30 protein-coding genes, 1 tRNA gene and 3 pseudogenes are annotated in these 26396 nt (G+C 63.6%); 15 read left to right on the top strand and 19 right to left on the bottom strand.

Annotation, left to right across the window (positions count from 1 at the left end; genetic code table 11):
• Positions 1 to 11 precede the first annotated feature (11 nt).
• On the top strand, positions 12 to 197 hold the full coding sequence (locus EN824_RS22210) for a hypothetical protein (RefSeq protein WP_127275240.1): 186 nt from the start codon (positions 12 to 14) through the stop codon (positions 195 to 197).
• Positions 198 to 222: 25 nt separating this feature from the next.
• On the opposite strand, the gene EN824_RS22205 is transcribed toward EN824_RS22210, so the two are convergent.
• Positions 223 to 1182, bottom strand: coding sequence for a sugar-binding transcriptional regulator (locus EN824_RS22205; RefSeq protein ID WP_127275241.1), 960 nt, complete (start codon positions 1180 to 1182; stop codon positions 223 to 225).
• 243 nt (positions 1183 to 1425) lie between these two features.
• On the opposite strand from EN824_RS22205, the gene EN824_RS22200 reads away from it, so the two are divergent.
• Positions 1426 to 2058 carry an HAD family phosphatase gene (locus tag EN824_RS22200; RefSeq protein ID WP_127275242.1) on the top strand — a complete coding sequence of 211 codons (633 nt, stop codon included), beginning with the start codon at positions 1426 to 1428 and terminating at the stop codon, positions 2056 to 2058.
• 217 nt (positions 2059 to 2275) lie between these two features.
• Here EN824_RS22200 and EN824_RS22195 read toward each other — a convergent pair whose 3' ends face one another.
• The 8 genes and pseudogenes from EN824_RS22195 to ureC all read right to left on the bottom strand — a co-directional run bounded on the left by EN824_RS22195 (position 2276) and on the right by ureC (position 8572).
• Positions 2276 to 3043 (bottom strand): class II aldolase and adducin N-terminal domain-containing protein, encoded by a 768-nt coding sequence (locus EN824_RS22195; RefSeq protein ID WP_127275243.1) that lies wholly within the window; start codon positions 3041 to 3043, stop codon positions 2276 to 2278.
• A gap of 80 nt (positions 3044 to 3123) precedes the next feature.
• Positions 3124 to 3765 (bottom strand): urease accessory protein UreG, encoded by a 642-nt coding sequence (gene ureG, locus EN824_RS22190; protein WP_127275244.1) that lies wholly within the window; start codon positions 3763 to 3765, stop codon positions 3124 to 3126.
• Positions 3762 to 4202 carry a DUF3995 domain-containing protein gene (locus EN824_RS22185; RefSeq protein WP_127275245.1) on the bottom strand — a complete coding sequence of 147 codons (441 nt, stop codon included), beginning with the start codon at positions 4200 to 4202 and terminating at the stop codon, positions 3762 to 3764. The genes ureG and EN824_RS22185 overlap by 4 nt, the downstream gene beginning before the upstream one ends.
• Positions 4199 to 4870 (bottom strand): urease accessory protein UreF, encoded by a 672-nt coding sequence (locus EN824_RS22180; protein WP_127275246.1) that lies wholly within the window; start codon positions 4868 to 4870, stop codon positions 4199 to 4201. Before EN824_RS22180 ends, EN824_RS22185 begins: the two co-directional genes overlap by 4 nt.
• A pseudogene (locus EN824_RS22175) lies at positions 4863 to 5418 on the bottom strand (urease accessory protein UreE). Before EN824_RS22175 ends, EN824_RS22180 begins: the two are co-directional and overlap by 8 nt.
• 70 nt (positions 5419 to 5488) lie before the next feature.
• Positions 5489 to 6124, bottom strand: a complete 636-nt coding sequence (locus tag EN824_RS22170) for a glutathione S-transferase family protein (protein WP_127275248.1) — start codon at positions 6122 to 6124, stop codon at positions 5489 to 5491.
• Positions 6125 to 6168: 44 nt separating this feature from the next.
• The gene (locus EN824_RS22165; RefSeq protein WP_135932710.1) at positions 6169 to 6759 is read right to left on the bottom strand and encodes a hypothetical protein; all 591 of its coding nucleotides are present in this window, start codon (positions 6757 to 6759) and stop codon (positions 6169 to 6171) included.
• A 97-nt stretch (positions 6760 to 6856) separates the two neighbouring features.
• On the bottom strand, positions 6857 to 8572 hold the full coding sequence (gene ureC / locus EN824_RS22160; protein ID WP_189522215.1) for an urease subunit alpha: 1716 nt from the start codon (positions 8570 to 8572) through the stop codon (positions 6857 to 6859).
• A gap of 164 nt (positions 8573 to 8736) precedes the next feature.
• Between ureC and EN824_RS22155 the strand changes: the two genes are divergently transcribed.
• Both EN824_RS22155 and EN824_RS22150 read left to right on the top strand, forming a co-directional pair.
• On the top strand, positions 8737 to 9114 hold the full coding sequence (locus tag EN824_RS22155) for a hypothetical protein (protein ID WP_127275251.1): 378 nt from the start codon (positions 8737 to 8739) through the stop codon (positions 9112 to 9114).
• A 114-nt stretch (positions 9115 to 9228) separates the two neighbouring features.
• A complete protein-coding gene (locus tag EN824_RS22150) occupies positions 9229 to 9723 on the top strand; it encodes a hypothetical protein (protein ID WP_127275252.1) in 495 nt (164 codons plus the stop codon).
• A 74-nt stretch (positions 9724 to 9797) separates the two neighbouring features.
• Here EN824_RS22150 and EN824_RS22145 read toward each other — a convergent pair whose 3' ends face one another.
• From EN824_RS22145 to EN824_RS22125, 5 genes are read right to left on the bottom strand one after another with little or no spacing between them, the layout of a single operon-like run.
• Positions 9798 to 10103, bottom strand: coding sequence for an urease subunit beta (locus EN824_RS22145; protein WP_127275253.1), 306 nt, complete (start codon positions 10101 to 10103; stop codon positions 9798 to 9800).
• A gap of 6 nt (positions 10104 to 10109) precedes the next feature.
• Positions 10110 to 10697 (bottom strand): HupE/UreJ family protein, encoded by a 588-nt coding sequence (locus EN824_RS22140; protein WP_127275254.1) that lies wholly within the window; start codon positions 10695 to 10697, stop codon positions 10110 to 10112.
• 23 nt (positions 10698 to 10720) lie between these two features.
• Positions 10721 to 10975, bottom strand: coding sequence for a DUF1272 domain-containing protein (locus EN824_RS22135; protein ID WP_127275255.1), 255 nt, complete (start codon positions 10973 to 10975; stop codon positions 10721 to 10723).
• A 10-nt stretch (positions 10976 to 10985) separates the two neighbouring features.
• Complete coding sequence (locus tag EN824_RS22130; RefSeq protein WP_127275256.1) at positions 10986 to 11288, bottom strand: urease subunit gamma; 303 nt, start codon at positions 11286 to 11288, stop codon at positions 10986 to 10988.
• Between the two features lie 28 nt (positions 11289 to 11316).
• Positions 11317 to 12159 (bottom strand): urease accessory protein UreD, encoded by an 843-nt coding sequence (locus EN824_RS22125; protein ID WP_127275257.1) that lies wholly within the window; start codon positions 12157 to 12159, stop codon positions 11317 to 11319.
• 201 nt (positions 12160 to 12360) lie between these two features.
• On the opposite strand from EN824_RS22125, the gene EN824_RS22120 reads away from it, so the two are divergent.
• The 3 genes from EN824_RS22120 to EN824_RS22110 all read left to right on the top strand — a co-directional run bounded on the left by EN824_RS22120 (position 12361) and on the right by EN824_RS22110 (position 14715).
• Positions 12361 to 12615 carry an acyl carrier protein gene (locus EN824_RS22120; protein WP_127275258.1) on the top strand — a complete coding sequence of 85 codons (255 nt, stop codon included), beginning with the start codon at positions 12361 to 12363 and terminating at the stop codon, positions 12613 to 12615.
• Between the two features lie 4 nt (positions 12616 to 12619).
• Positions 12620 to 13828 carry a beta-ketoacyl-[acyl-carrier-protein] synthase family protein gene (locus EN824_RS22115; protein WP_127275259.1) on the top strand — a complete coding sequence of 403 codons (1209 nt, stop codon included), beginning with the start codon at positions 12620 to 12622 and terminating at the stop codon, positions 13826 to 13828.
• 182 nt (positions 13829 to 14010) lie between these two features.
• Complete coding sequence (locus EN824_RS22110) at positions 14011 to 14715, top strand: glutathione S-transferase N-terminal domain-containing protein (RefSeq protein WP_127275260.1); 705 nt, start codon at positions 14011 to 14013, stop codon at positions 14713 to 14715.
• Between the two features lie 25 nt (positions 14716 to 14740).
• On the opposite strand, the gene EN824_RS22105 is transcribed toward EN824_RS22110, so the two are convergent.
• The 4 genes from EN824_RS22105 to EN824_RS22090 form a co-directional block, all read right to left on the bottom strand.
• The gene (locus EN824_RS22105) at positions 14741 to 15085 is read right to left on the bottom strand and encodes a hypothetical protein (protein ID WP_127275261.1); all 345 of its coding nucleotides are present in this window, start codon (positions 15083 to 15085) and stop codon (positions 14741 to 14743) included.
• Between the two features lie 114 nt (positions 15086 to 15199).
• The gene (locus EN824_RS22100; protein ID WP_135917090.1) at positions 15200 to 15811 is read right to left on the bottom strand and encodes a nucleoside triphosphate hydrolase; all 612 of its coding nucleotides are present in this window, start codon (positions 15809 to 15811) and stop codon (positions 15200 to 15202) included.
• Positions 15812 to 15892: 81 nt separating this feature from the next.
• Positions 15893 to 16990 carry a hypothetical protein gene (locus EN824_RS22095; protein WP_127275263.1) on the bottom strand — a complete coding sequence of 366 codons (1098 nt, stop codon included), beginning with the start codon at positions 16988 to 16990 and terminating at the stop codon, positions 15893 to 15895.
• Between the two features lie 122 nt (positions 16991 to 17112).
• Complete coding sequence (locus tag EN824_RS22090; protein ID WP_135932709.1) at positions 17113 to 18924, bottom strand: methyl-accepting chemotaxis protein; 1812 nt, start codon at positions 18922 to 18924, stop codon at positions 17113 to 17115.
• 226 nt (positions 18925 to 19150) lie between these two features.
• On the opposite strand from EN824_RS22090, the gene EN824_RS22085 reads away from it, so the two are divergent.
• The 5 genes and pseudogenes from EN824_RS22085 to EN824_RS36110 all read left to right on the top strand — a co-directional run.
• The gene (locus tag EN824_RS22085) at positions 19151 to 20044 is read left to right on the top strand and encodes a D-alanyl-D-alanine carboxypeptidase family protein (protein ID WP_127275265.1); all 894 of its coding nucleotides are present in this window, start codon (positions 19151 to 19153) and stop codon (positions 20042 to 20044) included.
• Positions 20045 to 20454: 410 nt separating this feature from the next.
• On the top strand, positions 20455 to 21381 hold the full coding sequence (locus EN824_RS22080; RefSeq protein ID WP_127275266.1) for a DUF1003 domain-containing protein: 927 nt from the start codon (positions 20455 to 20457) through the stop codon (positions 21379 to 21381).
• 197 nt (positions 21382 to 21578) lie between these two features.
• Positions 21579 to 21655, top strand: a tRNA-Arg gene (locus EN824_RS22075).
• Positions 21656 to 21997: 342 nt separating this feature from the next.
• The gene (locus tag EN824_RS22070; protein ID WP_135932708.1) at positions 21998 to 22282 is read left to right on the top strand and encodes a YciI family protein; all 285 of its coding nucleotides are present in this window, start codon (positions 21998 to 22000) and stop codon (positions 22280 to 22282) included.
• A gap of 3 nt (positions 22283 to 22285) precedes the next feature.
• A pseudogene (locus EN824_RS36110) lies at positions 22286 to 22375 on the top strand (DNA-3-methyladenine glycosylase I); the annotation flags it as partial.
• Between the two features lie 95 nt (positions 22376 to 22470).
• On the opposite strand, the gene EN824_RS22060 reads toward EN824_RS36110, so the two are convergent.
• On the bottom strand, positions 22471 to 23115 hold the full coding sequence (locus tag EN824_RS22060; protein ID WP_189343555.1) for a TetR/AcrR family transcriptional regulator: 645 nt from the start codon (positions 23113 to 23115) through the stop codon (positions 22471 to 22473).
• 87 nt (positions 23116 to 23202) lie between these two features.
• On the opposite strand from EN824_RS22060, the gene EN824_RS22055 reads away from it, so the two are divergent.
• From EN824_RS22055 to EN824_RS22045, 3 genes and pseudogenes are all read left to right on the top strand, one after another.
• On the top strand, positions 23203 to 23886 hold the full coding sequence (locus EN824_RS22055; protein WP_210236365.1) for a hypothetical protein: 684 nt from the start codon (positions 23203 to 23205) through the stop codon (positions 23884 to 23886).
• Between the two features lie 579 nt (positions 23887 to 24465).
• A pseudogene (locus EN824_RS22050) lies at positions 24466 to 25155 on the top strand (HAD family hydrolase); the annotation flags it as partial.
• A 464-nt stretch (positions 25156 to 25619) separates the two neighbouring features.
• Positions 25620 to 26384 carry an SDR family NAD(P)-dependent oxidoreductase gene (locus tag EN824_RS22045; RefSeq protein ID WP_135921935.1) on the top strand — a complete coding sequence of 255 codons (765 nt, stop codon included), beginning with the start codon at positions 25620 to 25622 and terminating at the stop codon, positions 26382 to 26384.
• Positions 26385 to 26396: the final 12 nt, after the last annotated feature.

Raw genomic sequence — 26396 nt, 5'->3', positions numbered from 1 at the left:
GGTTGACGATCATGACCATGACGCAGCAAAAATGCACTCCCGCTCCCGATCATCGCTGGATTTCGTGGTTGGTGGACGGATTCGGCTGGTTCGCGCCCCGAAAAAAGGCGCATCTCGACATCAGGGACCTGTCGCCCCATCTGCAGCGCGACCTCGGTTTTCTCGACGGCAACGACCCTTTCGGCCGGCACCAATAGCCTTCCTGGCTTTATCAGGAAGCCGTCAAATACCGGCCAGCAGGGCGGTCGCCGTCCGCTCGTCGGTGATGAGCCCGTTGACCAGCCGCCGGTTCACGGCCGCCAGGATTCCCGGCAGCTTACGCTCGCCCATGGCGAGCGCGATGACCAGCGACTTCTCGCGCGACGGCAGCGCCGCCGACGACACCCGGTCATTGGTGATGCCTTCGATCATGCGGCCCTCGCGATCGAACACCCAGCCGACGATTTCGGCGACGCCGCCCGCCTTCTGCAAGGCTTTCAGCTCGCTTTCGGAAATGAAGCCGTCCTCGTAGAGCGGCGCCTTCGGGCCGAGGTCGCCAATGCCGATGAAGGTGACATCGGCCTCGGCGGCAAGCGCCAGCGTCGGCTGGATCATCGGCTGGTTGAGCAGCATTTCGCGCTCCTGCGGCGAGGAGGCGATGACCGGCAGCGGCATCGGGAAGGACCGCGCCTTGACCCTGTCGGCCATGGTGAAGATGACGTTGTAGAAGGCGGCCGAACCGTCCGGCGAGATGTTGCCGGTCAAGGACACCACCTTATGCTGCGGGCATTCCATCGGCGGCAATTGTTCGATCGCCGCCTTCAGCGTGCGTCCGGTGCCGATGCCCATGACGATCGGTGTCGGCGACCGCAGCCGCCGTTCGATCTCGGCGGCGGCCGCTTCGGCGATGCCGATGGTGGTGGAGGATGAGTTGGGATCGCTCGGCACCACCTCGACAAGGTCGAGCGCGAAGCGTGATTTCAGCCGCGCGGCAAGGTCCAGGCAGTTGGCGATCGGATGATCGACGCGGACCTTGATCAAGCCTTCCGACACCGCCAGCGACACCAGCCGCTGCGCCGTCTGCCTCGATATGCCGAGCGTGGCGGCGATCTGGTCCTGTGTGTTGCCGGCAACATAATAGAGCCAGCCGGCGCGCGCCGCGTCGTCCAGCCTGTTGCTGCCGCCATCCTGCCGGCTATTCACGTCCTGCCTCCCGAAACCCGCCGATCATCAGGCGATCCGTATCAGTTTCGCAGGGAATGGCCGCCTGCGCAATTGTCAATCTCAAGAGCAAATGCCTACGCTGATACAGCGGAGGTTTCTCGGCCAATACCCGGTCGGAGAAAACGCGGCCGGTTCCGTTTCGCTTTGAAGGCATGTTCTATGGCCGCCAAAGGTTTATCTCCCGCCGCAAACCCTTTAAGGGATCGCAAAAAGGAGCGCTGCATGACACCGAAGGCGGTTTTCTGGGACATGGACGGCACGCTGGTCGACAGCGAACCGCTGCATGAGGCAGCCCTCATTGCAGCGATGCGCAATGCCGGCCTGACGCCGCCTGACGATCTGCATGAGCGCGTGCTGGGCGTCGCCGCCTGGCCGGTCTACGAAATGATGCGCGACGAGTTCGGGCTGCGACTGCCCTTCGACGAGTGGATCGTTCACAAATATGAGCATTACCTGCCGCTGGTCGAAGGGCTGAAGCCGCGCCCAGGCGCTATCGAGGTCTTCCACGAACTGCACGCGCTCGGCGTGCAGCAGGCGGTGGTGTCCAATTCGGACCGGATGATCGTCGACGCCAATCTGCGCATGGTCGGCCTCACCTATCCCGGCATGAAGACGATCAGCCGCAACGACGTGCGCGACGGCAAGCCGCACGCCGAGCCTTTCTTGCGCGCCGCCTATCTGGCCGACGTCGATCCCGCGCACGCCGTCGCGGTCGACGACAGCTGGCCGGGCGCCATGGCGGGGCTGGCGGCGGGAATGAAGACCATCTTCTGGCCTGAAAAGCCGATGGAAGGACCGCCCGGCGCCATCGTCATCAACAGCGCCGGGGAATTGCGGGCTCAGCTCGGGCTGTGAGTAGCCTCCTTCTCCCCCGTCACTATACGGGGAGAAGGTGCCGGCAGGCGGATGAGGGGCAGCGCTGACTTGGCAAAACGTCGGCGTGCAGGTTCTGATTTCTGAGACCTTGGTGCCGCCCCTCATTGTCCTGCCGGACATTTCTCCCCGTATAGTGACGGGGAGAAAGTGGCGGTGCTGACGGTTTCGCCAATTACCGGCGTTGCGAAATGATCGCTTAATTCCGGTACACCGGCTCCTGCTCGTCGAGGATCGCCTTCAACTCGGCGAGGTGACGCTCGGCCTGGCCGGGATAGTCGTCCATCTCGCTCGCCGCCTTCTCGGCGATCGCGTCGGAGAGCGTGCGCAGCGGGCGACCGGTCCACAGCGCCTTGATGTAGGTCTCGGCGGCGCGCTCGAAATAGAACATGCGGTTGAAGGCGTCGGCGACGGTGTCGCCGATGACCAGCACGCCATGGTTGCCCATCACCATCACCTTGACCTTGGGGTCAGCGAGAAGCTGCGAGCAGCGTTCGCCCTCTTCCTCGAAGGCCAGCCCGCCATAGTGCGCGTCAACGACATGGCGGTTGAAGAACATTGCCGAATTCTGGTCGATCGGCGGCAGCGTCGAGTCGGCCAGCGAGGCCAGCACGGTGGCGTGGATCGAATGGACATGCATGACGCAGCGCGCGTGCGGTACGTTGCGATGGACGGCGCCGTGCAAGCCCCATGCCGTCGGGTCGGGTGCATTAGGCCCCGAAAGCGTGTCGGGGTCGTTGGCGTCGATCTCGATCAGGTCGCTCGCCTTGACGCGTGAGAAATGCACCTGGTTGGGGTTCATCAGGAACCTGGTGCCGTCGTCGTTGATGGCCAGCGAGAAATGGTTGGCCACCGCTTCGTGCATGTTGAGCCGCGCCGTCCAGCGGAAGGCGCAGGCGAGATCGACGCGCTCTTCGTAGAAGGGCAGGTTGGTCAGCTTTTCCTTCTGCAGGCGGGCAATGCTCATGCTAAAATTCCTCCGGTTTCGGCAAGAATGCCGCGCTCCGCTGGTGCCCGCAACCGCTTTCGCTTGGTGCAGACGGCCAGCTATGCCGCGGTGCTTGCGGCGCCAATGGTCCGCAGTCCGCCGTGCTCGACGATAAAATCGATCACCTCCCGCAGGCCCTTGCCGCGTGAAAGATCGGTGAAGCCGAACGGCCGCTTGCCGCGCATGCGGCCGGCGTCGCTCTCCATGACATCGAGATTGACGTTCACATAGGGCGCGAGGTCGCTCTTGTTGATGATGAGGAAATCGGAACGGGTGATCGCCGGGCCGCCCTTTCTCGGAATCTCCTCGCCCTGGCAGACCGAGATGACATAGAGCGTCAGGTCGGCAAGGTCCGGCGAGAAGGTGGCGGCCAGGTTGTCGCCGCCGGATTCGATGAAGATGATGTCGAGATCGGGGAATTTGCGGTTCAGTTCGGCGATCGCCTGCAAATTGATCGAGGCGTCCTCGCGGATGGCGGTGTGCGGGCAGCCGCCGGTTTCGACGCCGACGATGCGGTCCTCCGGCAGCGCCTGCAGCCGGACCAGCATCATGGCGTCTTCCCTGGTGTAGATGTCGTTGGTGACGACGGCGATGGAAAACTCGTCGCGCAGCGCCTTGCAGAGTTTTTCGGTGAGCGTCGTCTTGCCGGAACCGACGGGGCCGCCAATGCCGATGCGAAGAGGACCGTTAGCTTGTGTCATATCGGAAACTCCATAATGGCAAGAGCCGCGAAGCCGAGCCCGATCAGCAGGCACAGCGGCGAATAGAGACTGGTATCGAGCCACGCGAAAGGCTGTTGCGGCGCCAGCCGGCGCCACCAGGGCGTGAAACCGGCAATGCCACGCCCCAGGAACACCAGACCGATCAGCATCGACGTGGCGGCAAGGCCCTCCTTGGGAAAGGGCGAGGCGAAGAACCCGATGAGCGCCAGCGGCCAGAGCGTCGCCAGGCCAAGGCAGGCGGCAACGGCGAAACTGGCGATCGGTGTCGGCATTTCGTCGACGCCGCGAAAACCGACGACGGCATGGGCGCAGGACGCGGCATCCCTGCCCGGCCAGATGCCGCCGATGCCCCAATAGACATGCAGTGCCGTGATCAGCAGCAGGACGAATGAGAGGACGAAGGCGAGTAGGATCATGAGCGGAACAATCGCGAATACTGGGTTTCGTGCTTCATCGCCATGACGTCGGAGACGAAGGCGCAGCCGCCGAGATCGTCCGATGTCGAGCGGGACGCGCGCGCCGCCGTCGAGAGCGCCAGCGGCTCGAAGCCGGCAAGCAGCGCGGTGGCTTCGTTCTGACCGATGACGCCGAGCCGGATCGCGGCCTGGACGAGGTTGGAAAAGAAGGCTTGCAGGAAGGCGGACAGCGCGTCCTGCAGCGCAATGCCATTGCCCCCGGCGACGGCGCCGACAGCGACGCAATAGGCGCATTCGGCCGGCAAGCGCTCCAGCACGGAATTGGGCCAGGCGCCGGCCGCTTTAAGGAAGGCCGCACCTTGCAGCATGGCCTCGGCGTGGCGTTCGCGCGAGCCGGCCAGTGCCTCGGCCAGCGCGGCGACCTCGGCCGGATCGCCGCCTTCGCGGGCGCGGCGCCAGCTCTCGGCGAACAGCACGGCATCGTTCCAGCCGGAGCCCATCTCGACCAGTGTCTCCAGCCAGCTGGCAAGGCCGGCGGCATCGGCCACCAACCCGTCATGCACCGCGCGCTCCAGACCATGGCTGTAGGCAAAGCCGCCGACCGGAAAGGCCGGCGACAGCCATGCCATCAGCCGCAGCAGGGCGATGCCGGAGGGCTGGTCAGTCATGATGATGATCGTGATGCATGGCTGTGCGAATGGGATTCGCCGTGGCCATGGCTGTGCGCCTCGGCGTGGGCATGGCCATGCCCGCCGGAATAGGCGCCGCGCACCGGCTTGAACGGCTCCGAGACGTCGCGCACCGTGGCGCCGAGCCCCTCCAGCATCGCCTTGATGACATGGTCGCGCAGGATGAGGATACGGTGCGCCTCGATGCCGGCGGCGAGGTGGCGGTTGCCGATATGCCAGGCGAGTTCGGTCAGATGCACGGCGTCGCGGGCGCGGATGTCATAGACCTCTTCGGGCGCCGCGATAATCTCGATATGACCGCCGTCCTCCAGCACCAGCCGGTCGCCGTCGTTCAGGGCAACGGGCTCGGGCAGGTCGACCAGCACCTTGCCGCCGTCGGCAAGTTCGATGGCGCGGCGGCGCAGATGCCGCTCGTCATGGGCGAGGACCGCACGGCCGGAAGGCACGGTGGCCGCGGCCGTGCCGGCAGGCAGCACCGAGACGGCGCGCGGAAATTTGGTGAAGTCGGTGTTGAGGTTGAGCTTCATTTCATGGCTCCGCCATTAGAGCGCCGCGCGTCCCCTTGGACGCGCAAAGGACGCTCTAACATGTTTGAATCTATGCATCGTGCTTTCCGAAAACCGATTCCGATTTTCGGGCCGATGCATTGGCTTGGGCACGGGCGCGGGCTGGGCGGCCCAGCACGCGGTCGAAATAGGCGTTGACGCGGTCGGATTCGATCGGGAAGCGGCCGGCTCGGGCCCAGCCGCCCATATCGCCGAGCAGCACGTCGACGGCGGAAAACCGGTCGCCGAGTGCGAACGGTTTGTCGCCGAGCCGGCGATCCAGTGCCTTGAGCTCCGTAGCGAAATCATAGGCCGCCGCGGGGCCGACCTCGACCCGCACTTCCCTGGGTAAGAGGAAGCGATGGCGCAATTTGTTCCACAGCGGCGCCTCGAATTCGCTCTGGGCAAAATGCATCCAGGAATCCATCTCGGCACGGCCCGCAAGGCCCGGATTGGCACCCATGCCTTTATCGGCGTGCTTGTCGGCGAGATAGACGCAGATCGCCGCCGAATCCGTCACGATCAGCTCACCGTCGATGAGGATCGGCACCTTGCCCGACGGATTGAGCGCATAGGCTTCCGGCGAGCGGAGCTTGACCTCGACGAATTCATAGGGCTGCCCGAGTTCCTCGAGCATCCAGAGGACGCGGCTGACCCGGGACCCACGCGATCCAATGGCCTTGTACATCGCTGAACCTGCCTTTCCCCGAAACTCTAGATCATCGGCTGGCGTCATACGATCGTGTCGAAGAGCCGCAGGATGAACGATATCTGGTAGATCAGCGCCGCCGTGACGAAGGCGATGTGGAAGCGGCGGTCGCGGACCAGGATCGCGGCGATGCAGAGCGCGACGAAGATCGGCGTTCGGAACAGATATTCGTTGCCGAAGCGGGCGAAATGCTCCGGCCCTTTCAGCAGGGTGTCGATCACATCGAGCAGATAAGTCGCCGCCAGAAGGCCGAAGAACCAGGCGCGGCGCGAGTAAAAATAGTCCTCGTAGCTGGTGTAATCGAGCATCGAATCCGGAAACAGCAGCGCGCACAGCAGGAACAGCGTGATGGCGTAGAAGATGATGAACAGGTACTTGCCGAAGGTCCAGGTTTCGATGGCGTAAAGGCCGAACTCCCACCACCAGAAATGCACCATCATCAGAAGCACCGAGACCCAGGCGAGGTGCACGGGATAGAGCCGGTACTGGCCCGGATGCTGGACGATGCGAGCCAGCCCCGACAGAAGGCGAGTGACGCCGAGCCCGATCACCATGCCCATGACGATGCGAATATGCGGGAAGATGTCGTGGGGAGAGGCTATTTCGGTGGCCATGCCTAATCACAATACGGCTTTTCGAGGCCGCATATTGCGGTGTGGAATCCTCCCTGCAATGGATTTTGCACCACTTGAGGCGGTCGCCGATTTCGCGTCAAAACAGAAAATACCGCTGCGCCATCGGCAGCACGGTCGCCGGCTCGCAGGTCAGCAGTTCGCCATCGGCGCGCACCTCGTAGGTTTCGGGATCGACCTCGACATGCGGCGTCGCGTCGTTGAGCACCATCGAGTGCTTGCCGATTCCGCCGCGTGTGTTTTCGACGGCGACGAACTGCTTGTCGACGCCGAGCCGGCCATGCAGCCCCGACTCGAGCGCGGCTTTCGAAACGAAGGTCACGGACGAATTGGTCCTGGCTTTGCCATAGGCGCCGAACATCGGCCGGTAGTGCATTGGCTGCGGCGTCGGGATCGAGGCGTTGGGGTCGCCCATCGGGGCGGCGGCGATCATGCCGCCGATCAGCACCATGTCCGGCTTGACGCCGAAGAAGGCCGGGTTCCATAGCACCAGATCGGCGCGTTTGCCGACCGCGATCGAGCCGATGTCCTTGGACAGGCCATGGGCGATGGCAGGATTGATCGTGTATTTGGCGATGTAGCGGCGGACGCGGAAATTGTCGTTGTCGCCGGTCTCCTGCGGCAATGACCCGCGCTGGCGCTTCATCTTGTCGGCGGTCTGCCAGGTGCGGATCGCCACCTCGCCGACGCGGCCCATGGCCTGGCTGTCCGACGAGATGATCGAGAAGGCGCCGATGTCGTGCAGTATGTCCTCGGCCGCGATGGTCTCCTTGCGGATGCGGCTTTCGGCAAAAGCGATGTCCTCGGGAATCGATGGCGACAGATGATGGCAGACCATCAGCATGTCGAGATGCTCGGCCAGGGTGTTGACCGTGTAGGGCCGCGTCGGATTGGTCGAGGACGGGATGACGTTGGGCAGGCCGCAGACCTTGATGATGTCGGGTGCGTGGCCGCCACCGGCGCCCTCGGTGTGGAAGGCATGGATGGTGCGGCCCTTGATCGCCGCCACAGTGTTCTCGACAAAGCCGGATTCGTTCAGCGTATCGGTGTGGATCATGACCTGCACGTCGTGGTCGTCGGCGACCGACAGGCAGCAATCGATCGCCGCCGGCGTCGTGCCCCAGTCCTCATGCAGCTTGAGCGAGCAGGCGCCGCCCAGCACCATCTCCTCAAGCGCTGCCGGCAGAGAGGCGTTGCCCTTGCCCGACAGGCCGATATTCATCGGAAAGGCGTCGAAGGACTGGATCATGCGCGCCATGTGCCATGGCCCGGGCGTGCAGGTGGTGGCCAGCGTGCCATGCGCCGGGCCGGTGCCGCCGCCGAGCATGGTGGTGATGCCCGACATCAGCGCTTCCTCGATCTGCTGCGGGCAGATGAAGTGGATATGCGCGTCGAAGCCGCCGGCGGTGAGGATCTTGCCTTCCCCGGCGATGATCTCGGTGCCGGGTCCGATGATGATGGTGACGCCGCCTTGAGTGTCGGGATTGCCGGCCTTGCCTATTGCGGCGATGCGACCGTCCCTGAGGCCGATGTCGGCCTTGAAGATGCCGGCGCTGGCATCGATCACCAGCGCGTTGGTGATGACGGTGTCGACCGCTCCTTGGGCACGGGAAACCTGGCTCTGGCCCATGCCGTCGCGAATGACCTTACCGCCGCCGAATTTCACCTCTTCGCCATGGATGGTGAAATCCTTCTCGACCTCGATGATCAGCTCCGTGTCGGCAAGCCGCACTCTGTCGCCGACCGTTGGGCCATACATCTGGGCGTAGGCGGCACGGCTCAGTCTGGCCATCAGCGATTGCTCCCGAAATGCGATATGGTCGAAACCCGGCTACACATTGCCGCCACCCAATGGTCACGCAATGACCCGCTGGGCGACACCTTCTGATCCCATTTGGCGGTTGAGGTTGGCAGGCCACCCCAAAACGACCGTTTGCCAAACCGATGGAAGGAAAATCCATGCGCAAAACGATAGTTCTTGCAACCGCCGCCAGCCTGATGCTGGCGGGTGCCGCCAGTGCCCAGCAGCAGCCTGCTCAACAGCCCGCTCCGACCGCGCCGGCCCCAGCCGCCCCCGGCGGCCAGCAGGCCGCGCCGGCGATTCAGAGCGTCAACATCGTCGACATCAGCGAGTTGCCGAAGGACACCCAGACGCAGGTCAACCAGGTGATCACCCAGCGTGGCGATGCCGGCCTGCAGAAGCTGCGCAGCTCGATCGATGCCACGCCCAAGGTGAAGTCCGCCCTCCAGGCCAAGGGAATGACCTCGGCCCAGGTGGTCGCGGCCAGCATGGAGCCAAACGGCGCGCTGACCCTGATCACCAAAAAGGCGAGTTAAAGGCCCGGCGCGGCGGGCCGGTATCCGGTCCGCCCACCGAATCGGAGAGGGAACCGTGGCAGGGTTGGCGTCGTTTTGTTTCCTGAGCGTTGGAACAAACCGCGGAAGTGAACGATGACCGATACCACCTTGCCCGATATCCGTTGGCTGCATGCCATTGCAGCGGCTGCGTTTCTGGCAGTGGGCCTCCCCCAGGCCGCGCTGAACGCGCAGGGCCTTCAGAGCCCGGAAACCGTCGACCGCATCGTCGGCTCGCAAGTCAACCAGGAAGAGGCCAAGACGACCGCCGAGATTGGAAAGGTCAATTCGGCGATCGACCGCACGCGGGAAAACATCAGTACGGTGCGCAAGACGTCCAAGCTCGACAAGGTCGATATCGTGTTCCTGACCGATGCGGCGCGCAGCGAAGGCGGCCCGCCGCCGGTCATCGAGAACAAGGTCCGGCAGCATCAGGACGATGTTACCGAGCTGCGCAAGGAGATCGAGGCCAACGCCCTGCTCTTCAACGCCATCGAGTCGCGGCGCGTGCTTGCGCAAGACGTTCTCGCCGTGGAGTTCGACGATCCCGGAAAGATCGTCATCTACGCGGCCGCCAAGCCATCGGACTGAGTGACGCACAGCGCGTGCGTTCATGCCTGCCCTGAAGCCGCTCGCCGGCCTTGCGCGCCACGCATGAGACGTCCTCACAGCTTACCCATCACCTTCTGCTGGAATCCATAGACCTCGCGCTTGCCGCCAAGCGGCACCAGCGTGACGTCGCGTTCCTGCCCCGGCTCGAAGCGCGTGGCGGTGCCGGCGGCGATGTCGAGGCGCATGCCGCGCGCGCTCTCGCGGTCGAATGTCAGCGCCTCATTGGTTTCGAAGAAATGGTAATGGCTGCCGACCTGAACCGGCCGGTCGCCGCTGTTGGCCACTTTCAGGGTGACGGTCGGCAGACCCTTGTTGAGTTCGATGTCGCCTTGGGCAGGGATGATTTCGCCGGGGATCATCGGACCTCACACGACGCCGAAAACGAGGCCGACGCCGATCGCCGCGCAGGCGGCACCCACGATGCGGGCCACACCACGAAATCTCATGCCGCGGCCGAGCCCGGCGGCGATGCCTATGGCATGGAGCAGCACGGTGGCGATGGCAAAGCCGGCCATATATTCGAGCCCGCCGGCATTTTCCGGCACTTCCGTGCCATGGGCGTGGCCGTGAAACAGCGCAAACAGGCCGATGATAGCGACACCGGCCGAAACGGGGAGATCGACCGCCAGCGCGACCAGCAGCCCGAGCGCCACGACCGAGGCCAGTATGCCCGGCTCAACGAACGGCAACGGCAGATGGGCCATGCCAAGGGCCGCGCCGGCCAGCATGATGCCGACGAACGCCGCCGGCCAGGCCCAGATCGCCTTGCCGCCCTTGAGGGCCGCCCACAGGCCGACAGCGAGCATCACCGTCATGTGGTCGAGGCCCGACAATGGATGCGTGAAGCCGGCCATGAGGGAGGACGTCGGGCCGATGCCGACATGGGCGTAGGCAGGCATGGCTGCCGCCACGAGCAGGATCGCCGAGAGGCACAGGCGTTTGACAGGGATCATTTACTTGCCTTTCGTTTGCGGTGTCAGGCGGCCCTGCGGGGACCGCAGCCCTCGGCCTTGAGCACGCGTTTGGTCGAAGCCGGATATTTCTTCAGCATCGCGGCGGGACGGATCGGCCGGGCTGTAAAATCGCCGCCGCAGTTCGGGCAGACGCCGCCAAGCACGTTTTCGACACAGCCGGCGCAGAAGGTGCACTCGAAGGTGCAGATCCGCGCATCCCGGGCTTCCGGTGGCAGGTCCTTGTCGCAGCATTCGCAGTTCGGGCGCAGCTCAAGCATGTCGGCCTCCTCACCTGATCGGTTCGTGCACGGTCACCAGCTTGGTGCCATCGGGAAAGGTCGCTTCCACCTGCACGTCATGGATCATCTCGGCGATGCCTTGCATCACCTGCGCGCGGCTGACGACATGGGCGCCGGCCTCCATCAGTTCGGCCACCGGGCGGCCATCGCGGGCGCCCTCGACGACGAAATCGGTGATCAGCGCGATGGCTTCCGGATGGTTGAGCTTGACGCCGCGCTCCAGCCGCTTGCGCGCCACGATCGCCGCCATGGCGATCAGCAGCTTGTCCTTTTCCCTTGGCGTCAGGTTCATGCGTCTTCCTGAAATGATGCGGACACAGTCACAGTGACCATAATTTGGGCAACCCCGCCCTTCCGTTGAGCAATCCGACGAGCGGAACCAGCCGTTGGCGCAGCTGGTAGCCGTCCTCGGCGTAGAGCCTCGCAAGAAGCTTGCCAGATGTCGTCACGGTCCAGACACTGGCGCCACCTCGGTCGCCAATGATCTCCCGGACCGGATCGAGCAGAGCCTCGGCTCGCGGCGACACCAGCAGCAGCGTTGCCACGGCGATCGCGCCACCGGATATCGCCGTACGGGCCAGGGTGTCGGCAATGGCAGGTCCGATGCGGAAATCCTCGGCATGAATGAGGGCTCCTTGCCTGCGGATACGCCAGCGATCGCGAAAAGTGCCCTGCGCGGCACGTTCGCCCATGGCCAGGCGGCCGAAGACGGCCGCTTCCAGCACCAGCGCCTCGGCTCCGGCCGCAAGCTCGACATCGAGCGTGCGGGCAAAGGCGGCGCGGTCGAAGACGATGGTTTCCTGCGGCAGCCAGGCGATGCTGCCGTTCTCGCCGACGGTCAGCTTGACCCGCACTTCGGCATGGTCCGATGCGGCGCGATAGACTTTTTCGCAGGCCTGGGTTGTTACCGCGGCGCTGGCATCCGCGCCGACATCCACGTCCCAACCGAGGCGGTCGCCGCCGGTCAGCCCGCCGGCGGTGTTGATCAGGACGGCCTCCAGCGGACCGGCCGAAACGGCCGGCAGCCTTATCTTGGCCGAGCCGTCCTGATAGAGGCGCCGCAGCCGCGTGCGGCCGTCGACGCTGGCGCAACCAAGCTGCGCCTTGCCCGCCGCGCGCTGGGCCAGTTGACCTGATAACTTCGTATTTTCGATCGTATCCACGCCGTCAGGTTAAGCACTGTGGCGGTTTTGTCGACATATAGCTTGTTGCTTGATGGCGTTTCCGTTTCTATAGAGGGAACCACCTTGGTACGGTCGGGCGACGCTTGACGGGGGTATAAGGCGAAGATCGCGGCCTGATATCGAGGATAAGAAGGCGCTGTTCAGTTGGCGCCGGGAAACGACAAGTGGGGAAGAAACCGAATGGCTGACCAGCTGGCAACGGACATCATCGAGAAGATCAAGGCCCATGCCGAGCCGGGCGGCGAGGAAATCACCACCACTACCGAATTGACGGCGCTCGGCATCCATTCGCTGGAGTTGACCGAGATCATCTTCGACCTCGAGGAGCAATATGGCATCGAAATCGAGATGAACACGGTCGATGCCTGGAGCAATCTCAAGAATGTCGGCGACATGGTCGAGGCCGTTCGCGCGCTGATCGAAAAAAAAGCCTGACCGAATGCTGAAGCGCGTCGTCATTACCGGCATCGGCGGGCTGTGCGGATTGGGCACCGATGCGCAGGCAATCTGGGCCGAGATGCGGGCCGGCCGGTCGGCGATCGGCCCGATCGACAATCCCTTCCTGCACGACCTGAAGGTCAAGACCGGCTGCGAGATCAAGGCACTGCCGGATCACGGCATCGAGCGCAAGCAACTGGTGTCGATGGATCGCTTCAGCCTGCTGGCGGTGATCGCGGCGAAGGAAGCCATGCGGCAGTCCGGATTGGTGCCGCATGCGGACAATACCTATCGGATGGGAACCATCGTCGGTGTTGGCGTCTGCGGGTTCGAGACGGTCGAGGAGAACTATCGCGCCATCCTGATCGAGGGCAAGAATCGCGCCGGCATCTTCACCGTTCCCCGGGTCATGCCGGGCGCGGCCGCCGGCCAGGTCAGCATGCATCTGGGTTTGCGCGGACCGGTGTTCGGCGTCACTTCGGCCTGTTCGTCAGCCAATCATGCCATCGCCTCTGCGGTCGACCAGATCAGGCTCGGCCGCGCCGACGTCATGGTGGCCGGTGGCACCGATGCGCCGCTGGTGTGGGGCGTGCTGAAGGGCTGGGAGGCGCTGCGCGTTCTGTCGCCCGACACGTGCAGGCCGTTCTCGGCCGACCGCCAGGGCCTAGTGCTGGGCGAAGGCGCCGGCATGGCGGTTCTGGAAAGCTACGACCACGCGATGGCGCGCGGCGCCACCATTTTGGCCGAGATCGCCGGCGCCGGCCTTTCGGCCGACGCCTCCGATATCGTCGCGCCGACCGTCGAGGGCCCGGAAGCCGCCATGCGCTTCTGCCTGGCCGATGCCGGCCTCAATCCCGAGGATGTCGACTACCTCAACGCGCACGGCACCGGCACCAAAGCCAACGACCAGATCGAAACCCTCGCGATCAAGCGCGTCTTCGGCGACCATGCCCGCGCGCTCTCCGTCTCATCGACCAAGTCGATGCACGCGCATTGCCTCGGCGCCTCGGGCGGGCTGGAGATGATCGCCTGCGTCATGGCGATCCGCGAAGGCGTCGTGCCGCCAACGGCGAATTACCGCGAGGCCGATCCCGACTGCGATCTCGACGTGACGCCGAATGTCGCGCGCGAGCGCAAGGTGCGCGCCGCCATCAGCAATGGCTTTGCCTTCGGCGGCACCAATGCGGTGCTGGCCTTCAAGGCCATCTAGTACCGGGCGGTCACCACCTGTTCGGGCGGCTACTATCCGCCCGGGCGATCCGATCGATTGACTATCCATGCACGGTGAAAGCGTCGCCGCCATATTGATCCGGCCCGACCGCAGCCCTAATTCTTGGCCGACCCGCCAACACCGCGCCGCTTGGTGCGAATCCCCCCGCTCAGGAGTTCTCGATGGCCGACCTGTCCGCCTTTCCGATCGCAACCCGTTGGCCTGCCAAGCATCCCGACCAGATCCAGCTCTATTCGGCAACGACGCCGAACGGAGTGAAGATATCGATCGCGCTGGAGGAACTCGGCCTGCCCTATGAGCCGCATCTGATCAACATCGGCAAGAACGAGAGCTGGACGCCGGAATTCCTGTCGCTCAACCCCAATGGCAAGATCCCGGCGATCATCGATCCCGACGGCCCGGACGGCGCGCCGATCGGCCTTTTCGAATCCGGCGCCATCCTGCTCTACCTGGCGGAGAAGACCGGCCTGCTCATGCCCGTTGACGCGGCGCGGCGCTACGAGACGATCCAGTGGGTCTTCTTCCAGATGGCGGCGATCGGGCCGATGTTCGGCCAGGTCGGTTTCTTCCACAAATTCGCCGGCCGCGAGATCGCCGACAAGCGGCCGCTGGAGCGTTACCGCGACGAATCGCGCCGCCTGCTCGGCGTTCTCGACGTCAGGCTGAAGGGCCGCAAGTGGATCATGGACAATGACTACACCATCGCCGACATCTCGCTGCTCGGCTGGGTGCGCAACCTGATTGGCTTCTACGAGGCGCGCGACCTGGTCGGCTTCGACGATTTCGCCAATCTGGCAGCGTGGCTGGAGCGCGGCCTGGCGCGGCCGGCGGTACAGAAGGGCCTGACCATCCCGGCGCGAAGCTGAATCTGCCCCGCCGGGAAGCGCGTCGCTACTTTGCTTTCGCCTTGGACCCGCCCTTGCCGACGACGGATGCGGCGAGAGACGCGACACTCCGCGCCGTGGCCACGACCGCTCCGGCCGCGACGTTGGCTGCCGTGCGAACCTTCGAGCCGCCGGCCGCGGCCGGTTTCTTCGCCTGGGCGGTCTTCGCTGCCGCTTTGGGCGCGGTCACCTTCGACGCGCTGCCTGGCACGACTTTCTTGGGCGATGCCTTGCCGAAGGCCGGCTTGGCATCCTTTGAGCGCTGGGCGACCGCTGGAGCCCCGGCCTTCGATTGCGTCGCTTTCGGTTGGGCTGACTTGCCCCTGACGGGCTTTTTTGCCTTGGTTGCCATCGGACGGAATCCCTCTTCTGGCATGATTGCCTGACCGGGATAACGCCTTGTAAGTCTTAAGGTTCCCGTCGAAAAATATTGAAAATTAAGCGGGTTAATCGAGATTAACCCGGGTTAACCAATGACCAGGTCGGCCGCCCGGCGTCGTGCCAGCACGCGTTCGATGTTGGGCATGTCGTTGGAAGCTATCCAGGCCCGCGCGTCGGCTTCGGAACGGCCATGCTCGTGCCAACGTTCCATCAGGCGGCGTTCGAGTTCATTGCGCGGTACGTCGACGAAGATCGAGAAATCGAACAGTGGCGCAAGGCGCGACCACGGCTCCTCGTCGAGCAGCAGGTAATTGCCTTCGACCAGGATGAATTTGGTCTCGGCATCGACGATCGCCGCGGCGGCGCGCGACAATTCCATGCTGCGGTCGAAGACCGGAATGGCAATGTCGGGCTCGCCGGCGCGGATGCGCTTCAGAAGCGTCTCGAAGCCGCCGAAGTCGAACGTGTCCGGCGCACCCTTTCGCGCGCGCAGGCCGCGCCGCTCGAGCACGATGTCGTCAAAGTGGAAGCCGTCCATGGGCACGACTTCCACCGCGCCTTCCGGCAAAAGGTCGTGCAGGCCCGCCGATAGTGTCGACTTGCCGGCGCCCGGCGGCCCGGCAATGGCGACGATGAAGCGCTTGGCCTTGCCGGCGCGCTTGAAGATGGTGGCGGCGAGGTGGGCGATTTCAGACATTTTGGCTCCTTCCGCACGATTTCAGGCGCATCTTGTCGGCAGTTGGCGGAAATTTCAAACCCTGCCGTTGGCTGGGTTGCACTATGTCGCCGCTGGCTGGCCGATGCGCAGGAAATCACTGTCGAACGGGACCTCCGATGCCGCGGAACCGGCCAACCGAAGGCGGCCATCCGCCGTGGTGATCTCTCGTGGGGGTTCGCCATCCGACAGCGGCAACGCACCGATGACATGGCGGAACGAGACGCGGCGGCCTTCGCCGAGCGCGAATGCCGTCGCCACGCCTTCGCGCTTCAGCCAGTTGTCGCCGAGCGAGGCGGCGTGGCCAATCGCCGTGCGCCCATCCTCGATGCCGAGCACGCCGAGATGGCGGCCGCTCCACGGCGCGTAGTCGCGCCCGCCATTGCTGAACCACAGCATGGTGACCGGCAGTTCGGCCGGGTTCTTCAGCACCAGCACCAGATCGTCCTCGGCCTGGCGCGCAAGCGCGGTCCAGCCAGGTCCGCCATGATCGGCCTCGACCAAGGTGAGGAAATCCTCGCGCCGATCCTCCATGCGGTAGTCCGTGATATCCAGCGTGCCGCCGCCGGCAGCGGGGAAATGCGCTAGGTCGGACGACCGGCTGGGATAGGCCAGCATGAAGCGGCCACGTGCAGTATCCGGCTCCAGCGGATCGGCCGGCGTGGCGGCAAACCGCTTCGGCGAGAAAGCCAGCCTGCCGCCGCATTTCATCGCCGTCATCGGGTGATGGGCGACCGAGATCGCGCCATGGCCGCCGGAAAATACGTGTTCCTGGTAGAGGAAGGGATGGTCGTCGCGCAGCGTGAAAATCTTGTCGACGCTGGCGCCCATCACCTTGTGGCGCAGCCGGAAGACGGCGCGCCATCCGCCCTCCGTGGCGCCGCTTTCGACCACATCCCAGGCGCTGTTGGCCGGCCAGCCATGCAGCGGCGCCTCCTCGACATCGCTGCGCGAAAAAGGCGCACAGAGAAAGTCGCCGGAGAGCCGGACGGTGCCCTGCGGCAGGTCTTGAGGCAGCGTCTCGCTTGCGTCGACCCATGGCGCGCGGTGCAGTGGCCGCAATTGGCGCCCGCCGCTCTCGATGCTCATGTCGGCGATGTGGCCGACCGTGAGGTCGAGCGAAACCGAAATGCCTTTGGCCTTGATCGTAACTGTATCCATGGCGCTCTCACCCGAATCTGACGGGTGCCAAGAAGAACCGGTTCGGCGCACCGCGCAAGCGCGCGGGCGCGCATTTTGCATCAGATTTATGCCCGCCTTCCCACACGCCGAAAGGTGCGAGCCTACTGCCGCTTGTATTCCCGCACCGGCGATTTTGTCCCGTCGGTATAGGTCACCTGCACCGACATCGATTTCACGCTGTCGGCAACCTTGAAATAGGGCTGGAAATCATCGGGGATGGCGTAGGGGTCCTTGGCATTGCAGGGCGGCATGGCAAGCGCCTTGTCGAGCACGGCGCCATTCAGGCTGTAACGCACCTCCTTGATGGCGCAGCGGTAGGACAGCATCTGCGTGAAATAGACCAGCCCATGATTGCCGCTGGCGTCGAAGGCGATCCATGACGTCCAGAACTGGTCGAGGATCTGCTTGTTGCCTTGCTGCAGGGCGGCATCCGGATCGAAGCGGATGTCGAACGGGCCGGTCTCGCGCCCCCTGATGTCGAGATATTTGATGGCGATGGTGGTCGCCGCCGTGCTGTCGGGCAGCTCAAAGCTCGGATTGGGCATCGGCTTGCCGGTGCGCTGGTCGTTGAGCGCCAGCGGGCCGGTGTCGGTGAAGGGGCCGGTGTCGCCAAGACGCCAGGATATCGCGGTTGCCGGCTCGGGCAGCGAAATGGTCATCGACCAGCCCTGGTTGGAGCGCATCGGCGTCAGCGAAGGCACGAAGCGGGCGGGGTCGAGGACGCCGCCAAGGGCCGCCAGCCGGCTGCGGCTGCGGTCCAGCCAGTCGGCAAGCTGGGTCTGGTCGACGAAATATTTGAGCAGCCCGCCATCCTTTTCGTAGGAGACGAATTTGGTCAGCGACTGGGCTTCGCTGCGCTTGTCGGCCAGCGTCTGGCTGCCGAGGCGATCTTCCGAAAACTCCTGCGCCTCGAGGTAATAGACCGGCGCGAAATCCGGATTGGCCGATATGAAGGCGCTGAGCTTGTCGAGCCGCTGCGCGTCGTCGAACTGCATGATATGCACCAGCTTGATCGACAGCGCCTTGCCCTTGTCGGCCAGTGCTCCGAACACTTCGCGGGCGCCCGCCTTGCCGTCCTGGACCCGCAGCAGCGTGGCAAAGCGCGTATAGGGGTCGATGGCGTCGACATCGAAACCGGCAAAGGCGAGGTAGGAGCGCCGCGCGTTGAGCATGTCGCCCGACAGCTCGTAGACACGGGCATTGTGGTAGAATTCGTCCGGCCGTTTCGGTTCGGCGATGGCGCCGCCTTGCGCGGCCAAGTTGGCAAACCCCTTGGCGATCGTGTCGATCGAGGCGGCGATCTGTTCGGTCGTCGCCTGCAGCTTTTCGGCCTGGGCCACTTGCTGCTGCTGGCCTGCGGCGAGCGTCTCGGTCGTCTGCTTGACCGCTTCGACGGTCTTTTGCGTCTGCGCCCCTTGCGCCGTCTGCTGCTGCTGGACGGAGGCAATCTGATCGGTTTTTTGCGCAGCCGTGTCGGTCGATTTCTTGACCTCTTCGACGGTTTTCTGTGTCTGCGTGACGGTCTGCTCGATCCTGGCCACCTTTTCGGCGACGATGCCCATCGACTTCTGCAGTTGCGCGATCGCCGGCACCAGGCCGGCGATGAGGCCGTTCTGCGAACTGGTCTCCTTCTGCACGGCGTAGACGCCGCCGGCTACCGCCGCCGCACTGGTGGCGAACACCAGCGCCGGCAGTGCCTTGGCCGCCAGCACCAGCCTGAGCACGATGGCAATGGCGATGATCACGGCCGCGATCGAGGCAACCAGCGCGATATAGGCGGCGAACGGCGCCAGCGGGTTGAGAATGTCGGAAACGGCGCCGCCGATGAAGGCGACGCTGCCGGCCCATTTGCCGGTGCGGCTGAGCGATGCCCTGATCAATGACGGCGCGGCGCCAGCCCCAATGTCAGTCATTTTGCAACCCCCAAGCCGCCAGATGCCACACTCCTTCCCACGGGAAACGCGGCCCTGGCAAGGAAAGACAGGAACGGGGCGATTTCGGGGCGGCGGAAGCGGAGCTCGAGTTCCTCGCCCCACTCGACATTCCCAGGGCTAACCGGCATTAACCAAATGGACGCATCCGCCGCGTTACGTTAGCTTCGCCTTATCTCAGCAACAGCATCGCCAGAACAGTCAGCCCTTGTCCTTTCCGCGTCTCTTTCCGCTCTTCCAGAAAATCCTGGCTGTCCTGGCCCTGGCGGCCTTGGTTGCCGGCTGCTCGACCACAACCCCGCCCGACACGGTGCTGTCCGTGCCGGCGCCGCCGCAGAAATACGCCGCCATCGTCGTCGATGGAAAGAGCGGCAAGCAGCTGTTCGAGGTCAATTCGACGGCGCAGCGCTATCCGGCGTCGCTGACCAAGATGATGACGCTCTACCTGCTGTTCGAGGCGATGGACACCGGCCGCGTCACCAAGGAGACGCAGATCCCGGTTTCCGATCACGCCGCCTCGCAGCCGCCGACCAAGATGCGCTTCCGGCGCGGGGAGACGATCGACGTCGATTCCGCCATCCGTGCCATCGTCGTCAAATCGGCCAACGACGTGGCGGTCGCGGTGGGCGAATATCTCGGCGGCTCGGAAGACCAGTTCGCCGCCATGATGACATCCAAGGCGCGCCAGCTCGGCATGAGCAGCACCACCTTCCGCAACGCATCCGGCCTGCCCGACGACGGCCAGATGACGACCGCGCACGACATGGCGGTGCTCGGCATGTCGTTGCAGCGGCGCTTCCCGCAGCACTTCCATTATTTCTCCGAAAGCGACTTCATGTTCCGCGGCAGGCTGGTGCGCGGCCATAACGACATGCTCGGCCGCGTGCGAGGCGTCAACGGCATCAAGACCGGCTATATCAGGGCGTCGGGCTTCAACATCGTCACCTCCTACGACGCCGACGGCCGCCAGCTGATCGTGGTGGTGATGGGCGCCGACTCAGCCCGCCAGCGCAACGACCATGTCGAAGCGCTGATCCAGCGCAGCCTGTCGCCCACCATGGCCGACACCAAGACCAGGCTGATGTACGCCGAACAGCAGTAAAGAACTAGCTGGCCTTGTTGCCGGCGATTGCGCGGAGCCTCCCCCGAATTCGTCATCCACGGGCGGAGCAAGGAGCGTAGCGACGCGGCGCAGACCCGAGGATCCATGCCGGGACTCTGAAGCTGTCGCCACGGTCCAGAATTCTGCACCGTTGCACCCTCCGACAAAAGTCGCGGCATGGATCCTCGGGTCTCCGCGACGCCGCTGCGCGGCTGCTCCGCCCGTGGATGACGAAGCGCCTGCGGAGGCCGTCGCCGCCAAGAAGCTAACAAAAACCCTGCAGCCGGCTATTGTTTCACGACTGTCACGCACTCGTGCGGAAGGCATGCCATACGCTGCGAAAACCCATGGTGGCACTGCCCCGCCGCCATGGCGTATCCTAACTTACAGCGCGACAGCAGGAGCCCATCATGAGCACCGTTCCCAAGGCATCCGAGCAGCAGGGCGCCGACAACCAGAACGACAGCGGCGGCGAGTATTTCGAGGCGCCGACCACCGAGGCCAATCTGCAGGAGGTTTCGGACGAGCATTTCGACACACCCGAAGTGCCGGACTCCGAACCGACGCCGCCCGACGCGTCGCGGATAAAGCCCAGGAAGAAACCGTCGGCGATCTCGGGCCGCAAATTCCGCAAGCGCGACCTGGTGCGCATCGACACGCTGCGCCCGAGCCTTGCCGACCGTATCCGCTCCGACCATCCGGACCTGCCCAAGGGCGCGCGCGTCAGCCGCGAGGAGCTCGGCCGCTACCGCATGCGCTACATGGAGGAGCTCCTGCAGCAGGAGCACGGCGAATTCTCCGAGCTCGACCGCCAGGTGGTGGAATCGATCGCCAAGCAGGACACGATCTCCGAAAACTCGGAAGAGGAATTCGAGGAGCACAGGACCTTTCCCGACCGCGTCTCCGACAACATGGCGGCCTTCGGCGGCAGCTGGTGGTTCCTGATCTCGTTCGCCACCGTGCTTCTGGTCTGGATCGGCATCAACCTGTTCGAGGGCTTGAACGGCGCCTTCGACCCCTACCCGTTCATCCTGCTCAACCTCTTGCTCTCCTGCATCGCCGCCATCCAGGCGCCGGTCATCATGATGAGCCAGAAGCGCCAGGAGGTGAAAGACCGCCTGCGCTCCTTCAACGAATACCGCGTCAACCTCAAGGCCGAGCTCGAAGTGCGCCACCTGCACGAAAAGCTCGACTATTTGATCTCGCGCCAATGGACACGGCTGGCCGAAATGCAGCAGATGCAGCTCGATGCGATGAACGAGCTGGCCGGCGCCAAGAAAGCCAAACGCGCGGTGCGCCGGCGGCGGACGGCGAAGGGTGCGGCGGGGCCACAGTGAGGAGTTCCTCGCCCCACGCAGTGGGGGAGAGATGGCTCGGCGAAGCCGAGACGGAGAGGGGAGCGCCATATCCAACAAGCGCACGCCGTGAGAGGGCAATCGCCAATTGCCCGTTGAAGCCCGCGCCGGCTTCCGCTAAGAAGCCGTGACTTGCCGGTTCACCGGCTGGTTCGTTTTCCGGACTCCTTGTCCCGAAAGCACCCGTAGCTCAGCTGGATAGAGCGCTGCCCTCCGAAGGCAGAGGTCACAGGTTCGAATCCTGTCGGGTGCGCCATTTCTCTTTTTTGCCAAGGTTGAGATCGAGGGTTCAAATCCCCCGGATCGCGCCACGCCTTAAGCTGCTAATCCGAATCGACGGTTCGCGTTCAGCTGGGCTCACTAATCTCTTTCCCACACGGCCGAGAAGTCAGCCGGACCGCTGCCCATAGGTTCTAACCGGGGCGCGCCGCGATCGCATTGAACCGCGCCTTGAGATTGTCGAGAAGCCAGGTGCCTGCACGGCCCAAGGGGCGGTCTCGCAACTGCGCGGCATGGATGACCAGGGGCCCGTGAACGCTGGCGGGATCGTCTTCTATTGGCAGCGGGACAAGGCGTTTCTCGGCCTGATGGAGAGACCATGTTCGTCGTCACCCTTCGCTTTGCTGACAAGACCAAAGCGCCCCTATTCATGGATGGGCACAACGCCTGGATCAAACGCGGCTTGGACGATGGCGTTTTCCTGCTGACCGGCAGCCTTCAGCCGAGCGCAGGCGGTGCGATCCTCGCGCACAATGCGTCTCCTGAAGAGATCGAGGCTCGTGTGCAGGATGACCCCTTCGTCGCCGAGGGGATTGTCAGCGCTGAAATCCTCCCCATCACACCGGGCCGTACCGACGAACAGCTCGCCTTTCTGAAAGGCTGAGTGATGAGCGCGACGATCCTCGGGCCGGACGGACGCCCGCGTTGCCGCTGGTGCGCGGCCGCGCCCGAATTCCTCGCTTATCACGACACCGATGGGGCAAGACGGGGTCAAGGTCGTGCACGTCGATATGCGGCTCATCCCAGTCGATCAGAGACGAAACTTTATCACCAGACGCGCCACGATGGCCGCTATGGTGCCGTGCCCAACTCTTTGAACAATATACGTGCGTAGAACTCCACGCATTCTCCAACCCGTGCGGTGACTTCCTCATCGCTATCGTTCCATGGTGTTTCAAGGCCGATAGCGGCCCTGCGCAAGGGTTCAGCAACAAGAGCGGCAAGGATCATCCGGGCAGATCGGATGCCATCAAATGATTGGACATCGGCTTGGTACTCGCGCAGCCAGTTCGCCACGGCCAGCACTCCCCGCTCGACTCCGTTTCGATTATAGATTTCTGCGAGCCGTTCTCGGCCCTCCGTGTCAGCGCAGATGAGACGGAAAAGGGCTACAGCTTCCTTGGATAGGGCGATCCGAAAAATCCTGCTCAATAGCTCCCGCAAGCTCCCCGGATCAGGACGCGGCTCGCCCGGCCGGTGATCTCCACTGGTTTGGAGTTGCTCAGTCCAGGACGCTACGATTTTCCCGACCAGTTCCTCACGATTGGCCGCCATAGCGTAAACAGTCTTTTTGGCAACTCCTGCGCTACGCGACACCGCATCTATGCTGAACTTGGCAAATCCCTGGTCAAACAGAAGCTGTGTTGAGGCTTGGAGAATTTTGCGTTCCACCTCAAGCCGATTACGGGCCGGACGCCCTCTCGCTCGCTTTTCCAATCTTGATCTCCTTGACCAACGTTGTACGAACGGTATACCGATCATATTTAGGAAACGAAGAACGTTTCCTAAATATGGGAGATGGAAATGCAACATGAATTGGACGCAGCAATCCCTGTCGCACTGCTGCACGCCGACCCAATTAGACTCGAAATGGGTATCGAGCGCTTCGCCTCCGGCACCCTCACGGTCGCCTGCAGAACGATAATGCCAGGGTGCAATGGAGCGATGCTGGAATGGTGGTTCAAGTATTTTGAAACCGACGAACACCTTCGCTGGTGGCACCCAATTGATCACAAGCGCCATTTCGGTTGGGACGAGCTTTGGAAAAAAGGTGAGAACTACATCGGCGCGACGATAAGGGCGACGGAGTCGCTAGGAGAGGTTCCTCCGGTCAAAGCAACCATCAAATTCCTAAGCCCAGCCGCATACTTCAGTGCCACGGACATCGATGCCGCAAAGAAGGTGGGCGGCGTATCCGCACTTTTCTACGCCGGAATTGGCTTTGGCGATGATGTTGAGGTTGACGAGCATGGAATTCCAACAAGCGGCCGGATGATGCACGTCACACGGGACACGCCCGATGGCCTCGTTCTGCGAAGCAGATTCGTTCTTGGTCTCGATAGCGACAAGGGCGGCCACGCTGTCCCGGACGAGATCGGACTGAGGCTGATGCGCCATTGCCATTCGGAGTTCTCGTTCCTCGCGAAGGCACTTCCGTCTGTATATTATGGTGATCTCGCAAATTCTCGACCTGCCGACAACTGGTAGCCTCTCCCGACTGAAATAACGCTAGATAGCCGAGCGTCTACGCATCAGAGACGCTCGGCCTTCTAAGATGCCTCGTTGATAAGGCACAGCTCTAACAAGCCCTGCTGCCAAGCGTTGGGAGGAGCGGTCTTCCACGCCCTGTCCAACACTCTTGGCACTTTTCCAGTTGTCGTCTATGCGCGCTCTGCGACATTGCGGTCGCGGTGCGGGTAGGTGGGCTGCCGACCAATCGGTTCGGTCAATGACACTCGGGTTCAGGTCGCCACTTGCTCGAGTTCCGATGGCCCATTTGGCGACAGGCAATAGGTTGTTGAATGGCAGACATGGGACCGTGAGCCGAATGTCGGCTTATTCAGGTCGTCTGGCCGGAACCGGCCTTTCTGGAGTCGGCCCCATTTCAGACCTTCAAACGTTGCCCGATTGCATGGAGTCCTCCTTCGTCGCCGCTTTGTGCAACGGGGCAATCGGCGGTCTGCTGAAATCCTGGGTGCGAAACTGCCTAAAGGAGGGCTATAGCGTAGACGTAGTTCTCATCATCACCCGGCGCGGCGCGCCATCAGGCAGTTGATCGATGGCGCCAAATCGGTGATTTCCAACGACCAGAAGGCCTTGCTCGCTTCGGGCGAGAAGGGGATTTTCGAGATCATGGCGGCGACGCACGCCGGAATGACCACGGAGGAGTTCACAAAGGCGGTCGTCGAATAGACAAAAAACGCCCGGCACCCACGCTTTAATCGCGCCTATGTCGAACTTGTCTACCAGCCGATGCTGGAGTTGCTGGAGTATCTGCGGCAAAACGAGCTCAAGATGTTCATCGTTTCGGGCGGTGGAATTGATTTCATGCGCCCCTGGGTGGAGCAGGTCTACGGCATTCCGCCCGAAAGGATTGTCGGCTCGTCAGGGATTACGAAATTCACGGTTCAGCCGGATGGAACGCCGGCATTGGTCAAGGATGCGAAAGTCGATTTCATCGACGATGGTCCGGGCAAGCCTGTCGGTATCCACAGGTTCATTGGGCGCAAGCCGATCCTTGCCTTCGGCAATTCGGATGGTGACCAGCGGATGTTGGAATGGACCGCCTCCGGCAATGGAGCGCGATTCATGGGGGTCGTGCATCACACCGACGCCAAGCGCGAATACGCCTATGACCGAAATTCGCCGGTCGGCAAGCTTGACAAGGCCTGGGACCAGGCGTCCAAGCGGGGCTGGATTGTCGTCGACATGAAGCAGGATTGGAAGAAGGTCTTTCCATTCGAAATCGCCGACTAAGGCTTGCTCGGCAGCGCGCCTTGGTGGTGACGCCGCGCTATCTCCCTGGGACCGAACCATCGCTCCTTTTCGCTGCCATACCGACCTCCCGTTCCGGACCCTCGCCGTAAGGGGGGCCCCAGGGTCCGATGCAAGAGCTCGTCGGCCGGTTCGCTCGCGCCGACCGCTCACCACCGTCCCAGCCTCTCCGGGAGTCCGTTCGGCAGGAGCCTATCTTCGCGCCGGCAGGCGCTTTGCCTCACAATCGCAGCAGGCCTATCATAGCGTCCCCTCGCAGCACATCGCGCCGCAAGCCGTAGCTGGTTGATTAGGACCGTTATTGCTGGGGTGTGGTGTGGACTTAGTTGTCGCTTTCCTCCACCGTGGGATGCCAGTTCCATAGGGTCCGTTCCCGACACACAGGTTACGGTTTGTACCGGAGACATAGGTGACACGTTTGGCCCGAACGGGTTTTGGAGCCTGACTTGGCCGCAACCACCCCCAAAACCAGGCGTGTCCTGATCACCGGCGCCGGCGCTGTCGACGGCATCGGCTTCGCCATTGCGCGCCAGTTTGGCCAGGCCGGGCATGCCGTTTTCCTGACCGGCGCCAGCGCGCGGGTGCTTGAGCGCGCCGGCGGGCTTCGCGGCGAGGGCATCGATGCCAAAGCCGCCATCGCCGATCTCACCATCGCCGCGGAGGTGGAGCGGCTGCGGGCAGAGGTCGGTACTGTCGATATCCTGGTCAACAATGCCGGCATGGGATCGCTGGCGACGCCGTCCGTCGACAAGACGTTCCTGACGATGAGCGAGGCCGAGTGGGACCAGGGCATAGACACCAGCCTGAAGACGGCGTTTCTCGTCACCAGGGCGTTTCTGCCGGCGATGGTCGAAGCGGGGTATGGGCGCATCGTCAATGTCGCATCGGTGACCGGGCCGCTGGTCTCTTACCAGGGCACCGCCGCCTATTCCGCGGCTAAGGCCGGGATGGTCGGCCTGACCCGGACATTGGCGCTGGAAGTGGCGCGGCACGGCGTCACCGCCAATGCCGTGGCGCCGGGCTGGATCGAGACAGGCGCCTCGAGCGAGCCGGAGCGGATAGCGGCCCTGCATGCGCCGCCGGGCCGCGCCGGCCGGCCGGACGAGGTCGCGGCGGCAGTCGTGTTCCTGGCCTCCGAGAGCGCCAGCTATATCAACGGCGCCTTGCTCGTCGTCGACGGCGGCAACAGCCTTGAAGAACGCAAGGGATAGATCTCGCGGCCG

It is taken from the genome of Mesorhizobium sp. M8A.F.Ca.ET.181.01.1.1, assembly GCF_004792025.1.
Classification (GTDB): domain Bacteria; phylum Pseudomonadota; class Alphaproteobacteria; order Rhizobiales; family Rhizobiaceae; genus Mesorhizobium.
This window is presented reverse-complemented; position numbering and strand designations above follow the sequence as displayed.

Coding starts and splice junctions, on each gene's coding strand:
- EN824_RS22210 (WP_127275240.1), top strand. CDS start 12: ATGACCATGACGCAGCAAAAATGCACTCCCGCTCCCGATCATCGCTGG.
- EN824_RS22200 (WP_127275242.1), top strand. CDS start 1,426: ATGACACCGAAGGCGGTTTTCTGGGACATGGACGGCACGCTGGTCGAC.
- EN824_RS22195 (WP_127275243.1), bottom strand. CDS start 3,043: ATGAGCATTGCCCGCCTGCAGAAGGAAAAGCTGACCAACCTGCCCTTC.
- ureG (WP_127275244.1), bottom strand. CDS start 3,765: ATGACACAAGCTAACGGTCCTCTTCGCATCGGCATTGGCGGCCCCGTC.
- EN824_RS22185 (WP_127275245.1), bottom strand. CDS start 4,202: ATGATCCTACTCGCCTTCGTCCTCTCATTCGTCCTGCTGCTGATCACG.
- EN824_RS22180 (WP_127275246.1), bottom strand. CDS start 4,870: ATGACTGACCAGCCCTCCGGCATCGCCCTGCTGCGGCTGATGGCATGG.
- EN824_RS22170 (WP_127275248.1), bottom strand. CDS start 6,124: ATGTACAAGGCCATTGGATCGCGTGGGTCCCGGGTCAGCCGCGTCCTC.
- EN824_RS22165 (WP_135932710.1), bottom strand. CDS start 6,759: ATGGCCACCGAAATAGCCTCTCCCCACGACATCTTCCCGCATATTCGC.
- EN824_RS22155 (WP_127275251.1), top strand. CDS start 8,737: ATGCGCAAAACGATAGTTCTTGCAACCGCCGCCAGCCTGATGCTGGCG.
- EN824_RS22150 (WP_127275252.1), top strand. CDS start 9,229: ATGACCGATACCACCTTGCCCGATATCCGTTGGCTGCATGCCATTGCA.
- EN824_RS22145 (WP_127275253.1), bottom strand. CDS start 10,103: ATGATCCCCGGCGAAATCATCCCTGCCCAAGGCGACATCGAACTCAAC.
- EN824_RS22140 (WP_127275254.1), bottom strand. CDS start 10,697: ATGATCCCTGTCAAACGCCTGTGCCTCTCGGCGATCCTGCTCGTGGCG.
- EN824_RS22135 (WP_127275255.1), bottom strand. CDS start 10,975: ATGCTTGAGCTGCGCCCGAACTGCGAATGCTGCGACAAGGACCTGCCA.
- EN824_RS22130 (WP_127275256.1), bottom strand. CDS start 11,288: ATGAACCTGACGCCAAGGGAAAAGGACAAGCTGCTGATCGCCATGGCG.
- EN824_RS22120 (WP_127275258.1), top strand. CDS start 12,361: ATGGCTGACCAGCTGGCAACGGACATCATCGAGAAGATCAAGGCCCAT.
- EN824_RS22115 (WP_127275259.1), top strand. CDS start 12,620: ATGCTGAAGCGCGTCGTCATTACCGGCATCGGCGGGCTGTGCGGATTG.
- EN824_RS22110 (WP_127275260.1), top strand. CDS start 14,011: ATGGCCGACCTGTCCGCCTTTCCGATCGCAACCCGTTGGCCTGCCAAG.
- EN824_RS22105 (WP_127275261.1), bottom strand. CDS start 15,085: ATGGCAACCAAGGCAAAAAAGCCCGTCAGGGGCAAGTCAGCCCAACCG.
- EN824_RS22100 (WP_135917090.1), bottom strand. CDS start 15,811: ATGTCTGAAATCGCCCACCTCGCCGCCACCATCTTCAAGCGCGCCGGC.
- EN824_RS22095 (WP_127275263.1), bottom strand. CDS start 16,990: ATGGATACAGTTACGATCAAGGCCAAAGGCATTTCGGTTTCGCTCGAC.
- EN824_RS22090 (WP_135932709.1), bottom strand. CDS start 18,924: ATGACTGACATTGGGGCTGGCGCCGCGCCGTCATTGATCAGGGCATCG.
- EN824_RS22080 (WP_127275266.1), top strand. CDS start 20,455: ATGAGCACCGTTCCCAAGGCATCCGAGCAGCAGGGCGCCGACAACCAG.
- EN824_RS22070 (WP_135932708.1), top strand. CDS start 21,998: ATGTTCGTCGTCACCCTTCGCTTTGCTGACAAGACCAAAGCGCCCCTA.
- EN824_RS22055 (WP_210236365.1), top strand. CDS start 23,203: ATGCAACATGAATTGGACGCAGCAATCCCTGTCGCACTGCTGCACGCC.